This window comes from Pseudarthrobacter sp. NBSH8, assembly GCF_014217545.1.
Lineage (GTDB): Bacteria > Actinomycetota > Actinomycetes > Actinomycetales > Micrococcaceae > Arthrobacter.
The window spans coordinates 2,699,832-2,712,315 of record NZ_CP043178.1 but is presented as its reverse complement, the minus strand read 5'-3'; the positions used below and the strand labels follow the sequence as shown (position 1 = coordinate 2,712,315).

At 61.4% G+C, this 12,484-nt stretch carries 12 protein-coding genes and 1 pseudogene; 4 read left to right on the top strand and 9 right to left on the bottom strand.

Features of this window, described 5'->3' with window-relative positions:
- Nucleotides 1-92 precede the first annotated feature (92 nt).
- Nucleotides 93-2,225: a GH25 family lysozyme gene (locus FYJ92_RS19105; protein ID WP_370525959.1), complete on the bottom strand. Its 2,133-nt coding sequence runs from the start codon at nucleotides 2,223-2,225 to the stop codon at nucleotides 93-95.
- Between the two features lie 43 nt (nucleotides 2,226-2,268).
- Here FYJ92_RS19105 and FYJ92_RS12465 point away from each other — a divergent pair, with 43 nt between their 5' ends.
- Nucleotides 2,269-2,526, top strand: a complete 258-nt coding sequence (locus FYJ92_RS12465) for a hypothetical protein (RefSeq protein WP_185261001.1) — start codon at nucleotides 2,269-2,271, stop codon at nucleotides 2,524-2,526.
- Between the two features lie 376 nt (nucleotides 2,527-2,902).
- Here the strand turns inward: FYJ92_RS12465 and FYJ92_RS12460 are convergent, their stop codons facing one another.
- From FYJ92_RS12460 to FYJ92_RS12435, 8 genes and pseudogenes are all read right to left on the bottom strand, one after another.
- A complete protein-coding gene (locus FYJ92_RS12460) occupies nucleotides 2,903-6,130 on the bottom strand; it encodes a chitobiase/beta-hexosaminidase C-terminal domain-containing protein (RefSeq protein WP_255482060.1) in 3,228 nt (1,075 codons plus the stop codon).
- A gap of 92 nt (nucleotides 6,131-6,222) precedes the next feature.
- Entirely contained in the window at nucleotides 6,223-6,624 is a 402-nt protein-coding gene (locus tag FYJ92_RS12455) for a hypothetical protein (RefSeq protein ID WP_185261000.1), read from the bottom strand.
- Between the two features lie 143 nt (nucleotides 6,625-6,767).
- Nucleotides 6,768-7,656 (bottom strand): annotated as a pseudogene (locus tag FYJ92_RS12450) (IS5 family transposase).
- Between the two features lie 167 nt (nucleotides 7,657-7,823).
- Nucleotides 7,824-8,795, bottom strand: coding sequence for a tyrosine-type recombinase/integrase (locus tag FYJ92_RS12445; RefSeq protein ID WP_185260999.1), 972 nt, complete (start codon nucleotides 8,793-8,795; stop codon nucleotides 7,824-7,826).
- A 66-nt stretch (nucleotides 8,796-8,861) separates the two neighbouring features.
- On the bottom strand, nucleotides 8,862-9,146 hold the full coding sequence (locus tag FYJ92_RS19100; protein ID WP_255482059.1) for a hypothetical protein: 285 nt from the start codon (nucleotides 9,144-9,146) through the stop codon (nucleotides 8,862-8,864).
- Nucleotides 9,147-9,166: 20 nt separating this feature from the next.
- Nucleotides 9,167-9,565, bottom strand: coding sequence for a tyrosine-type recombinase/integrase (locus FYJ92_RS19095; protein WP_255482058.1), 399 nt, complete (start codon nucleotides 9,563-9,565; stop codon nucleotides 9,167-9,169).
- A gap of 32 nt (nucleotides 9,566-9,597) precedes the next feature.
- Nucleotides 9,598-9,783, bottom strand: a complete 186-nt coding sequence (locus FYJ92_RS19090) for a hypothetical protein (protein WP_255482057.1) — start codon at nucleotides 9,781-9,783, stop codon at nucleotides 9,598-9,600.
- Nucleotides 9,780-10,394, bottom strand: a complete 615-nt coding sequence (locus FYJ92_RS12435) for a site-specific integrase (RefSeq protein ID WP_255482056.1) — start codon at nucleotides 10,392-10,394, stop codon at nucleotides 9,780-9,782. Before FYJ92_RS12435 ends, FYJ92_RS19090 begins: the two co-directional genes overlap by 4 nt.
- 179 nt (nucleotides 10,395-10,573) lie before the next feature.
- Between FYJ92_RS12435 and FYJ92_RS12430 the strand changes: the two genes are divergently transcribed.
- The 3 genes from FYJ92_RS12430 (at nucleotide 10,574) to FYJ92_RS19325 (ending at nucleotide 12,424) form a co-directional block, all read left to right on the top strand.
- The gene (locus tag FYJ92_RS12430; protein ID WP_185260998.1) at nucleotides 10,574-11,077 is read left to right on the top strand and encodes a transposase; all 504 of its coding nucleotides are present in this window, start codon (nucleotides 10,574-10,576) and stop codon (nucleotides 11,075-11,077) included.
- 116 nt (nucleotides 11,078-11,193) lie between these two features.
- Complete coding sequence (locus FYJ92_RS12425; RefSeq protein WP_219729662.1) at nucleotides 11,194-12,102, top strand: site-specific integrase; 909 nt, start codon at nucleotides 11,194-11,196, stop codon at nucleotides 12,100-12,102.
- 40 nt (nucleotides 12,103-12,142) lie between these two features.
- The gene (locus tag FYJ92_RS19325; RefSeq protein ID WP_370525958.1) at nucleotides 12,143-12,424 is read left to right on the top strand and encodes an FAD-dependent monooxygenase; all 282 of its coding nucleotides are present in this window, start codon (nucleotides 12,143-12,145) and stop codon (nucleotides 12,422-12,424) included.
- Nucleotides 12,425-12,484: the final 60 nt, after the last annotated feature.

The following is a 12,484-nucleotide window of genomic DNA, read 5'->3' as shown; positions in this document are numbered from 1 at the left end:
GGCGCGAGGCCGGCGCCCCAGCCACGGCCAGTTGCCGTCCTCCGGCTGGAGGGGCATGCGTCAGGAGCCCTCCCTGGTCGGAGCCACACCGGCTATGGCCAGCGCGCAGATCCGGCAATCGACAGCGGCGTCCAACCGGAACCGATCGTCACAGGCGCCCGCCACGCCCCGCCCACAACAGGATAATAGGCAAGGGTGCCGTCCTTGAACCTAACGGTAAGACCAGTCGTGCCGGCCCCCTGGAACCCCAAAGTGGAGGTCGCGGCGTCCACCGGGCCCCAACCGCTGCCCACTGGCCTCCGGTTCTCGTTCAGGAAATTGGACGCTCCATCCGTTCGGTAAAGAAGCAGTTGACCATCGGAGCGCCGGGCGAGCAGGTCCTGGTTGCCGTCTCCGTCAAAGTCGAACATGGTGATGTCGAGTCCGCTCCATCCCCAACCAATGGGAACAGCAGCTTTCAGCGCATCCGCAGTCCCGCGGGCGTAGAGCAAGAGGTCGCCGTTCGCGGACTTCGCCACTATGAAGGGCCTCTTATCCTTGCTATTCCAGGGGCCAATCGTCACGGTCTTGTCCTGGAATCCGGTGGCCAGTCCGACAGGAACCGAGTACCCCCCTCCCGCGAGGCCCTTATAAAGGGTCACGGCACCATCTTTCCATTGGGTCAACAGATCCAGCCTCCCGTCCATGTCCCAATCCGTGTTGAAGACGGCTTGGACGTTTGTCCACCCTGTGCCGACCGTCCGCCCTGACAGGAGGCCGCCGGCTTCCGCAGGATACAGCAGCAGCTTTCCCTCACCTGTAATGCCCATTGTGTCTGCCGGTGTGGCCCACGGCTGAGGTCCAGTCTGGTCAACGGAGCCAAGGATAAGCAGCGGATTCCAACCTGTGCCGATTGTCGCAGCCTGTCCCCAAGCTCCCTGTCCGAACGGAAAATACTGTAAGGCTCCGCCGTCACGGCGTACCACGAGGCCTCGTGTTCCGCTTCCGGTGAAGCCGCCACTCAGCGAAACCGCGGTGATGGCCTTCCATCCCGTTCCGACCACAGTCCGTGTCTCGGCAATGAACGCCCCGCCGCCGTTTGAACGGTAGAGCTTCAATTCACCGGCTCCGGTTTGGGCCAGGATGTCTTGATTGCCATCGCCGTCGAAGTCGAGCATCGTGACGTTGATATTTCCCCAACCAGTCCCGGAAACGACCCCGGCTTGCAGCCCGTCACCCGACCTTGCGTAGTAGACAAGTTCGCCCGAGGGTTTCCGTGCCATTACACCAGGACGCGAATCGGTCGTCCGCCAGGCACCGACAGTGATGAGGTTTTCTTGAAAGCCCTGGCCAATCCGGGTTGGTGTCGAAAACCCTCCAGAGGACAGCCCCTTGTAGACAAGAAGGTCCCCGTTATCCCATTGTGAAAAGATGTCGCGGACGCCGTCACCGTCCCAGTCGGTGGTAGTGGCAGATCGCAGGCTCGTCCAGCCCGAGCCGATGGTTCGTGGCGCGCGGAGGCCGCCCGCGCCGTTCGAGGCATAGTTCAACAGGTTGCCCGCTGCGTCAGCGGCGAGAATGTCGGCATCGGACTTTATAGAGGGTCCGCTATGCCCGGAGTCACCTATGGCAGCGAATTCTTTCAGTTGCGCCAGACTGCCGTTCCATACGTTCGAATCGCCTGCGAACGGCCCGGTGCTGCTGTACTGCCAGATGCTGTAAGTGCTCCAGCTTGAGGGAACGGCGCCAGCGTTGTTAGTTGACGTCAGTGGGTAGGCTGCAACCCATAACGGGTAGTCACCAAAGCCGGCAGGATCCCCAAGGCACTGCTTCCACCAGTTTGTGTTCGTGTAGATCATTGGCAGACGACCCGTCAGTGACAGCATCGTGTTGCCGAAGTCGCGGACCCAGGACGCCAGCTGCGTTGGTGACATGTTGTAACAAGTGTTGCCGAAATAGAACCCGTTGATGGTTCGGCCCTCATAGGGGTTGAACTCAAAGTCGAGCACAGGCGGCATTGTGTAACCGTCCGCGGGCCAGCCGCCGCCGTTCTGCACGAAGAAGCGCGCCTGGTCGGATCCGGAGGAGCCGTTCGGGATTGCGAAGTGGTAAGCGCCGCGGATCATCCCGACGTTGCGAGATCCTTGGTACTGGGAGTTGAAGTAGTCGTTGGTGAAGTAACTTCCTTCTGTTGCCTTGACATAGGCGAACCTGGCGCCCATATTCCACTGCTGTTGCCAGTCCACGCTGGGTTGATGGCCGCTAACGTCCAGTCCCTGGACACCAAACGTGGGCATCCAAGTACCTTCGGTTGCCAGGGATTCGGTGCTGAGTTTCTTCAAGGAGTCAGAAGTAGCCGACGCAGTCACCCGGGCGGAGCGCTGGCCCATCTCCGCCCCGCCCTCGCCGATGGCTTCAGCCATCGATTCTTCCGTGGGTGTGGAGGCGGCAGCAGCCGATGTGGCAGCTGTTGCCGGCTGCTCCCCGGTCAGGGCAGGAGCCGATGTCGCCGGCGCGGATACCGTTGGAGCCGAAGCTGAAGGCTGAGCACCCGGATCCGCCGTGGGCGCCGCCGGCGTTGGGCTGGGTTCCAACGCTACGGAAGTTTCTGCCAGCCCTGGGCCTGCAACAAGGGCCGCCGCCAAGGCGGCTGTGCCCAAGACCCGCAGAAGGGGACGATAGCTGACTAAGTGGTTCCGAATCATTTTGGCTCCGATGACATGAGGCGCTCCCTATAGCGCAACATCAGGGTTTCAGTTTCCAGTGAAATCCGGTCAGGAGACACCGAACTGGGGTTGCTGAGACTTAACGCGCTCACACTAACACCGTACGAGCTTGTGAAACCAGTGATCCTGATGTTGCCAAAGTGAAAGATGCGGCACTGTTATCGATGTGCTGCCCGGCAAGGAGCAGATATCAGCGGCTAGGGGATCAGATACCCATTCCACCCTGTACCGATTTGCTTCTGGGGCAGCCAACCGGCCTTGCCGTTGCCGGGGTAGAGCCAGAGGCGCCCGGCCGCATCGCGTGCCAAGACGTCCGGCTTTCCATCGCTGTTGAAGTCACCTGGGCCCAGCATGGTGCTCATGGCGTTCCAGCCACTACCCACCTGTTGCGGGGCGAGCCAGCCACCACTGCCGTTGCCCGGATAAAGCCAGAGGCTTCCTCCGGAATCCCGAGCCAATACATCACTCTTGCCGTCACCATTGAAGTCGCCCGGGCTAAAGATGAAGCTCATGACGTTCCAGCCGCTACCCACCTGAACGCGCTCCAGGAACCCGCCAGAACCGTTGCCCGGGTACAGCCAGAGGGCGCCAGCCTCGTCCCGCGCCAGGATGTCCGTTTTGCCGTTGCCATCAAAGTCGCCGGGCGAGAAAATTGCGGACATTCCGTTCCACGCTTCACCATTCTTGACTCTGGGCTGCCAGCCACCCGTGCCAGTGCCTGCGTAGAGCCACAAGGCTCCGCTGCTATCCCGGGCAAGCACGTCACTGCGGCCGTCCCCGCTGAAGTCCGGAGTCGGCATTATTGCCGACATGTCATTCCAGCCAGGACCGGTGTTTTTGCGGGCCAGGAAACCGCCTTTCCCGGTGCCGGGGTAAATCCAGAGCGTACCCCCACTGTCCCGGGCTATGACATCCGCCTTGGAGTCGCTGTTGAAGTCCTTCCAGAGTCCGGAAACGGGAGGAATAACCGTATATGCCTGCGTTCCCACCGGCGACGCATTGTTGGAAACGTCAATCGCAAGATATTTCAGTGTCATCGACGCAGACAGCGTGATGGGCCCTGTGTACTTCGTGCTTCCGGACGTGGGCGTCGAACCATTGGTCGTGTAATAGATCGTCGAGGGCTCATTGGCCGTCAGCGTGATCTGCTGCCCGACCGGGTATGTGCCGGCGGCTGGCGAGGCGACCACCCCGGGAAGTGTGGCATCAAGGACGTAGGCCTGCTGCCCCACGTCCGAGGCATTCGATGCCGAGTCGACTCCCAGATATCTAACAGTCATCGAGGCGCCGAGCAGGATGGGCTCGACGTACCGGGTGCTGGAGGCGGTGGGGGTTGAACCGTCAGTTGTGTAATAGACCGACGCAGGCTCGTTCGCCGACAACGTTATGGTCGTTCCCGGTCCGTACGTTCCGGACTGAGGTGACGCCGTGACGACGGGCGGAACAGTGTCAGCGACCTGGACAGTGAAGTTACGGGTGGCGAGGCTCTTGTTCCCGGCGACGTCCGAAACCTCAATATCAACGTGATGCTGGCCGTTCCCAAGGCCGCTATACGCCTTCGGAGAAGTGCAAGCTGACAAAGCGTCGCCATCAAGGCTGCACCTGAACCCTGAGCTGTCAGCTGACGTCGACGAAAACTGTATGGACATCGAATCCGACACGGTCGCACCTTCCGCAGGTTCCGTGATCGTGATCAGGGGAGGGGTGCGGTCGACGGTGACATTGACTGAAGCTGCGGCGCTCACGTTCCCGGCGAGGTCAACAGCTTTGACTCGGAGGGTCACGGGCCCCTCCTTCGTCAAAGCAAAGGGCTGGCCGGAGGCACAGGCGATGAAGCTGTTGTCCGCCGTTGAATCAACGGAGCAGCGCAGTGAACTTCCGGACTCGGATGAGGCTGCGAGCACGGGATTGCCGGTAACGATCTCGCCGGCGGTCGGGGCGGTGATGGCTGGCACTGCGGGAGGAACGGTATCGATCTGGAACGTACGGGTCGCTGCGATGCCGGGGATGGGGCGAACCGCAAAGGAATACGAGCCATCTGCCCGGGGCGACGAAGGGGTGTAGCTCCCGGAGGTGCAATCCTGCCAAACCTCAGTCTGTCCTGCCCCCGTTAAGCTGCATTCAATCTGGCTGCCTGCCGGAACCGTTCCTACCGTAAACGTTGGTGTTGGATCGTTGGTGATCCCGGGGTTTGCGGCCTGCGTCCCATCTGCCGCCGTGGGGCCTGTCAGGATCTGCGCCGCTGTGTTCGACAAGAGGTAGAGCTTGCCCTGTCCCGCGGGTTTATTCGCGTCCAACTGGCCGGCGTCGTCCATGACCAGGAGTTTTCCGGCCTTCATGCCGAGGCCGCTGACCATGCTGAATCCAAGGGCCCACTGCGATTCAACGACACCGGTCTGCAGATTGATACGGGCAACTGAGTCCATGCCTGCGTTGGCCGCCGATGTGCCTCCGGAGGTTCCGGTATAAAGCATGTTGGTAGCCCTATCGAAATAGACTCGTGTTGGCTTCCCGACGTTGTAGGCGGCAAGGGGAACGTAGTCAGTCAGGCTTCCGTCGGATGGAGCTGTAAAAGTTGTCAGCCCGGCGGCCTCGGCCACGAAGACCGTGACTCGTCCCTGGCTATTGAACGTAGTAGCGGAAAGACCCGATGCGGCCGAATTGACCGAAGCTATCTGTTCGATACTTGGTTGGTTCGCTGCTGGTCTCGTGATCTTAACGATCGCCCGTGCCCGCGCAAAAGACAGGTAGATGTTGTTGTCTGGACCCGCGCTCGCAGCGTTGGGTCTGAGATCGCCATCCAGGACCGTGAGCTGATCGAGGTATTCGAACTTACCCGTGGCTGGATTCCACTTCGCGCGAATCAGTTCAGCGCTTCCTGCAGCTGCGTCCGGAATGAACACGAGTTCATCCCCGCTGCCCGGGGAAGTGGGGGTTGGGTCGAGCAAAGCGGGACTCGCTGCCAGCGCGGGTCCTTTTCCACGGTAAGGCAAAGTGCCTCCGAGACAGGTCTTTGCTGCCGGATCCGTTGCTGTCAGTGGGTGCTCGATCCTGCCGACCGTGCTGTCGGAGGTTTCAAGAACGCGACAAAATCCTGCCGTGGCATCAGAAATCCAAATTCTGCCGGCTGGATCCTGAACCGATCCCGCGGCCGTCGTCAGACCAACGGCCAGGGTGTGGCGGGTCTGGTCTGCGGTCGCTGGCGCAGAAAAAAACACGCCGGTGAGTACCGCCACTGCGATGCCAACCGAAGCAATAAATGCCGTAATCCGATGTCGTCGAAGTCCCCATCCAACGCCGCTCCGGGAGCGGTATTCCTTCATGAGCTGAATGCTAGACCGACCAGCGGACCAAGTGAATAAGTAGTGGTACTCATATAAATCGGCACCCAGCGCCGGGGATATAGGTGTTGGCCGCCGCGGCAAGGCCGGGCCGTCCTTCGGAGGTCTTTTCTGAAGGGCACACGCTTTCGATTACTTTCGATACCGATCAGAGGCGCCTTGCGTAACGACTCATGTCAAGATGCTCGCGAGAGGGTTGTGCGTGCCTCAGCTATTTCTGCTCGCGTGGATGAGGCTTCCAGGGCCCGGGTTTTGGCTGCTGCGAGGGCTATCAGCTGGGTCTGAATTTTGGTGATGCCTCGGGTGAGGTCGGCCGGGTTGGTGATCTCCATCAGTTGGGCGAGTTCGGCGGCTTTGGCTTCGGTGAGGATTCCGGAGTCGATGACGCGTTGGTACGGGGTCCGCGGTTTGTCGTAGATCCGGGTCTTTTTCCCGTGTTTGTTTGAGCGCCAACCGACGGCCTTGGTGGTGGCGGTGAAGAGGTTCAGCCGGACCCGGACGAGGGCGTAGAGAGCATTGAGGAGTTTGAGTTCGGCGGCGGTGTCGTAACGGTAGTGGAACGCGTGCCGGCGGACCACGTCGCCGTTTTTCTGCTCGACGTGGGCGTTGTCGTTGGACTTGTAGGGCCGGGACCGGGTGAAGTAAATGTCTTTGTCGCCAGCCCAGGCGATCAGGGCGTAGTTGATGAATTCCCCGCCGTTATCAGTGCTAGGGTGTGTTGCTAAACCACTGATTTGATCCAGATCAGGGCCGAGGCGAGGGTGACGCCGGCGAGGTAGCTGCGCGCTGTTTTGTCGCTTCTGGTCGCGATGCCACGCCATTGCTTGAGCCGGTTGAAGCAGCGTTCAACGACGTTTCGGCCTTTGTAGGCTTCCTTGTCGAAGGATCGGGGCCGTCCGCCTTTGGAGCCGCGCCGGGCCCGTCCTGTGATCTGGTCGGAACGCTCCGGAATCGTGATTTTGATTCCTCTGCTGGCCAGGTAGCCGCGGTTGGCGCTGGAGGTATAGGCCTTGTCTGCCAGCACCCTGTCGGGCCTCGTGCGTGGCCGTCCCCGGGATCCGCCGGTGACTGAGATGTTCGCCAGTACGGTCTGGAAAAACGAAGTGTCAGCGGCCTGACCGGCTGTGAGGACCAGGCCCAGCGGCCGTCCCTTCCCGTCCGTGGCAAGGTGGATTTTGCACGTCATTCCACCCCTGGACTTGCCGATCGCGTGGTCCGCGGGCTCTTCATCGCCGAGTTTCTTGTAATTTGGCGGGGCCCCCTGTGACGCGGGGAAGGGTGGCACCATGCTGGTGCACGCGTGTGATCGTCGCGTCCACGGATACTGTCCAGTCAACATCACCGGCACGCTGGCCGGCAGCCTGCGCGGCCGCGAGAACGTTTGCCCACGTTCCGTCCCTGGACCAGTCCGCGAAACGACCATAGATCGAGTTCCAGTTCCCGAACCTCTCAGGAACATCACGCCAGGGCGCCCCGGTACGGAACCGCCACACGATAGCTTCGACCGTTCGGCGCATATCCATGATCGGACGCCCGTTACCCTTCCATACCGGGAAATGCGGCGCCATCACGGCCCATGCCTCGTCGGAAATCTCCTGCCTTGCTGCCATGAATCCAACCTGTCGGAAACTAACCCCACAACGGTTTAGCAACACACCCTAAGCCGATATCGGCTTAGTTCCGATTAAGCCGAGGAAAACGCTAAGCCGAGAGCTGCCGGTTTTGTCCCGGGTTTCCGGGGATTCCGGAACTTTTCCTCGACTTAGCGTTTTCATGGTTATCGGAGGGTGTAGAGCTTCTGCAGGTTTTCTTCGCTGAGCCATTTCACGGTGGCCTGGCCGATGCCGGGAGCTGCCGTGTTCATGGCTGCTTTCATCATGTCCGAGGTCGCGAAGGCGTAGAAAGCCGAGGTGGTGCTCTCGCTAACGTGTCCGAGCAGTTGCATGATGATCGGCAGCGGGATTCCTTGCTTGTAGAGGTCCATCGCCTTTGTCTTACGGAACAGGTGGCAGTGCAGCTTGACGGGGATCGACGGACAAGTTGCCCGGGCGATGTCCCCGGCCTTCTTGAGTATCGCGGCGACGCTGTCTTCCGAAAGCCGGGTCGGTTCGCCATGGTGGAGGCTGTTGAACAGCGGACGCGTGGCCGGCAGGGCCGGACGCTGGGGGTGGAACTCCTGGAGATAGACCTGCAGGTGCCCGACGGTTTTGTCGCCAAGGGGCACCACGCGGCTTTTGTTCCCTTTCGCGGTAAGTGTCAGGTGCGCCGGTTTCGCCAGCGTCAGGTCACCGAGGGCAAGTCCGGTGAGTTCGCTGATGCGTGCCGCGGACTCGTAGAGGAGTATCAGTAGCATGCGGTTGCGCCGCGACTTCGGGGTGGAGCCGGTGAAGGCTGCAAGGATCGCGGCGGTCTCGTTCTCCTGCAGGTATTCGATGGGCTTCATTGCCGCGGCGGGGGCCTTGAGCGCCTTGGCTGCTTCGTGCAAGGCCACCAGCCGGAGGTCCTCCTGGGAGGCGTAGCGCAGGAACGCCTTGATGGCGGTCAGGCGCAGGCCCGCGGTCTTCGGCTGGTAGTGCTTGGTTTCCCGCATCCAGATCAGCCATGCCTTGAGGAACTTCCGTTCGAAATGCTCGAAGCCGATGTCCTTACGCTGGACGGATTGCTCGTCCACGAGGGAGCCCACGAAACATTCCAGGGAAATCCGGTAGGCCCCGATGGTCTTCGGGGACAGGCCCCTGACTTGGGGCATGTATTCGTGCAGGTAGTTCCGTGCGTAGCCCCAAAAGTTGGGGGGTGTCGTTCCTGGTGTCGCGTTTCATTCGAATCCCACCTCGGGAAGAATTCCCTGGCCTTCACGGACGATGTCGGCGTAGCCGTTCATGAAATCCGGGGATGTATGGATGTAGTAGTTCGTGCTCTGAAGCGAGGCGTGGCCCATATACCTGGCCAGGTAGGGCAGTATCGCGTTGACGTCGGTGCCTTCGGCCATCCAACGTTCGATGTTGGCATAGGCAAAATGATGCCGAAAATCGTACGGCCTAGATTGTTTCCCTCCGACCGGGTGCGGCAGCCCGGCCTGGTCCCAGATCTTGTGGAACATGGACGCAGCCATTGATCCCGTCACCGGGTCGCCGGTGGTGGAAACGAAGAAGGATCGCAATCAGCCAGAACGTCAACGATCTGATCGTTGAGGAGAAGTTGTCGGCTGCGGTTGCCCTTGGACCAGAGCACGTCGATGATGCCCTCGGCCAGGTTCACGTCCCCCGGCGCCAACCCTCGCGCCTCGCAGGTGCGCAACCCGCACGAATGCATGAGGGCGAAGAACGCGGACCCCTGCCACCTCCACGGGGACCTGGTCTCCAACCGTGTCGCGGCATCGAAGAACCTGGTGATCTCCTTGTTCGTCAGCAGGTATGGCTGCGGGCGGACGAGGTCGGACCTCCACTGGTCAGACAGAACGTAGGCGTCCTCATCGCCATTGAGTCGTTCCCAACGGCCGAAGTCCCTGATATATGACATCCACGACCGGCGGCCGTTCGGGAGGCATGCGATCAGGGAAGAAACCCAGCCTTCACGGTGGCCCGGTCAAGGTTATCCACGGCTCGTTGCGTGCAGTAGCGGTCGAAACTCCTCAAATACCAGACCCGGGTGTCGCAGTAGATGCCCATGCTTTTCTTGAAGGCAAGGTAACGCTCCAGCTCGGGGCCGAGCGCGCTGGTGAATCTGGGCCCGTTCACCGTCCCGCTCCTTGTTGCAAAGCCGGTGGCAGCGGGAGGACGCACGCGCGCATGTGCTCGGTGTCGGTGGAGAGATACGCGTTGGTGGAATCCGGGCCGGAGTGGCCAAGGACCGCCGAGATCGTCGGCAGCGGGGTCCCCGCACGCAGGAGCCTGGTGGCGGCGTTGTGGCGCAGCAACCTCGTCCCGACCTTCGGGCAGTCCGTTCCTGCCGCGCTGAAGGTTCGTCTGGTCACATCATAGATGGACGAGTGATCCGAGAACTCGGTGTGGGGCGCCACTGACCGCAAGAATACGTGGTCGTTACCGACATCGGGACGCTCGGTGAGGACATACTCCGCAAGCCTGTCTGCGATCGCCGGCAGCAGGGGAAGCGTCAGCGGGTTGCCCGTTTTTTGCTGCACAATCCCGATCGTCGATTCCCGCCAGTTGATGTCACCCAACCGCAGGGCGATCAGGTCGCACGCGCGCAGGCCCGTCACCAACGCCAGCAAGGTGATGGCAGCATCCCGGGCCGCGACCAAGCCCCCGGTGCCGGCCCGGAGAACCGTCTGTTCATCCTCGTCGCCCAGGGTTGGAAAGATCCCGTGATGACGTTTGGCGTTGGCCAAGTCCAGGGCGTCCTGCAGGTCGTCGCGGTCCAGGAATTTCAGGAAGGCCCGCAGATTAACCTCGAGATTTCATCGGGGGTGTTACCGGGCCGCGTAATTAAAGCCTGAAGGGTGCCCTGACGTGGGAAAATGTAGTTACCACACAACATTTTTCATGACACATCAGGAGCACCCTGCAGGTGAGTTACTTTACCGGTTTTTACCCGTCTGTCCGTGTTGATTCTTCCGGAGACGGGGTGGTGTCTCAGGCTGGCGGTGTGGTCCTGACCTCAATGGTGAAGGTCGCTGGTCTTGGTGCTGGTTTGTCGGAGGATTTGGAGCCGTGGCGCAAACCCTTTGCCACGCACGACCCGGGCAAAATCCTCAGCGATCTGGCCCTGTCATTGGCCACGGGCGGCGACAGCGTCTCTGACATTGACCGGCTCCGCAACCAGCCCGAGGTCTACGGGCTCGTTGCCTCGGATCCGACCATCAGCCGGCTGTTCAAGATCCTGGCAACGGTAGAGCCTGCCAAGGCGCTGGCGGCCATCAACGGCGCCCGTGCCAAGGCTCGGGCCCATGTGTGGGCGCAGGCCGGCAAGGGCTCGCCCCTGCACGGCGTGAGCGCGGAGAACCCGCTGATCATTGACCTCGACGCTTCCCTCCTGAATTCCCATTCAACTGGCATTGGCACAGGTTTGTAGGCGGAATCCCGTCACTGACCCGGGCATATAGGTCTTTTCGTCGTGTCGCCATGCTCAAGATAGCGCCTTGCTCGATAAGGTGGCGCCTACAGTTACAAGGCTGGAAGAAGGTGTGCGTGGTCAATGACGGATTGCGTCTTGTTCACGGCGGCGCCGCGCCCGCTCCGGCCATCGACCCTCCGGCGGATCCTCTGGCGTTCCAGGATTCGTGTGTGGAGGCGTTCAGGACCTCCCAGGCCGTGCGAGGGTTCGCCCAGACTTCGATTGAGAACAACGCCGGGGTGCTCGATCGGTTCCTGACCGCTTGCGGCCGGCCGGCGTGGGAAGTTACGGCCGAGGACGTCGACCGGGTCGTTGCCGGGCTTGTCGAGCTTGGCCTATCGGCTGCGACCCGGCGTGGGTATGTCCAGGCCTTCAAGGGATTCCATGCGTTTTTGTCCGTGCGCAAGGCCAATGAGATCGAGTCTGTTTTTGGCGTCCGTCTGGTTGACCCGATCGATGATTTCAACGCTGCACGCCACGTCGATTCCTCGTCGCCGTCCGCGATCGCTCCGCCCAGTGATGAGCGGATGGAGGAGTTCTTCGACTTCCTCAAGGAGCGCATCGCCGGCGCGCGGAAGTATGCGGTCGCCGGACGCGACTATGCCTTGTTCCGCACGCTCTATCTCGCGGGGCTGCGGGCGGAGGAGACGGCGTCGCTGGATCGGGCAGACGTGCACTTCGGTCGCGGCCCCTTCGGGAAGGTCCACGTCCGCTTTGGCAAGGGAGCCAAGACCTCCGGACCCCGGCCGCGGTGGGTGCCGATGCTCGACGGCCTTGACCTGATCCTGGGGTGGTACCTGGAGGAGATCGCGCCCCGTCTCGGCGAAGGACCGTCACTGTTTTCCGATGAGGGCGGAGGACGTATCAGCAGGGGCACTATCCGGGGCCTGAGCAACATTGGAACGGTCAGTGGCGGCAGCGAGGGTTTAGTGGCCCGCTTGGCGATCAGGCTGAGGACTTCGACCGTCTCCGCTCGATGGTGACGAATATCCTGGGAACAGACGTCGGGGTGCACGATCCACGATGGCTCTCGCGCTTCGGCAGCTACGAATGCGTTGCCTCCCACTCCACTACCGAAGCGGCAGGGTCTTCCTCGTCGGTGACGCCGCTCATGTCCATTCTCCTGCGGGAGGCTTGGGGCTGGATGGACCTCGGTCTCCAGGATGGAGTCAATCTGGGCTGGAAGTTGGGCGCAGTGCTTCGCCGCGGGGGCTCCCGAGCGCCTGTTCGACTCGTACGAGAACTCTCGGGGACGCTCAGCGCGGCCGCGGCTTCCCGGATGGACAGCCCGCAATTAGTCCTTAAATCGAAGCCGGCCTATAGATTTCGATGAGCGTAAGTCCGCCTATCAGGAGTAGTGCCATG

Excerpts from the sequence above, each read along its gene's own strand:
- FYJ92_RS19095 (WP_255482058.1), bottom strand. The coding sequence starts at position 9,565 with ATGTCATATATCAGGGACTTCGGCCGTTGGGAACGACTCAATGGCGAT.
- FYJ92_RS19100 (WP_255482059.1), bottom strand. The coding sequence starts at position 9,146 with ATGTTCCACAAGATCTGGGACCAGGCCGGGCTGCCGCACCCGGTCGGA.
- FYJ92_RS19325 (WP_370525958.1), top strand. The coding sequence starts at position 12,143 with ATGGCTCTCGCGCTTCGGCAGCTACGAATGCGTTGCCTCCCACTCCAC.
- FYJ92_RS12445 (WP_185260999.1), bottom strand. The coding sequence starts at position 8,795 with ATGCCCCAAGTCAGGGGCCTGTCCCCGAAGACCATCGGGGCCTACCGG.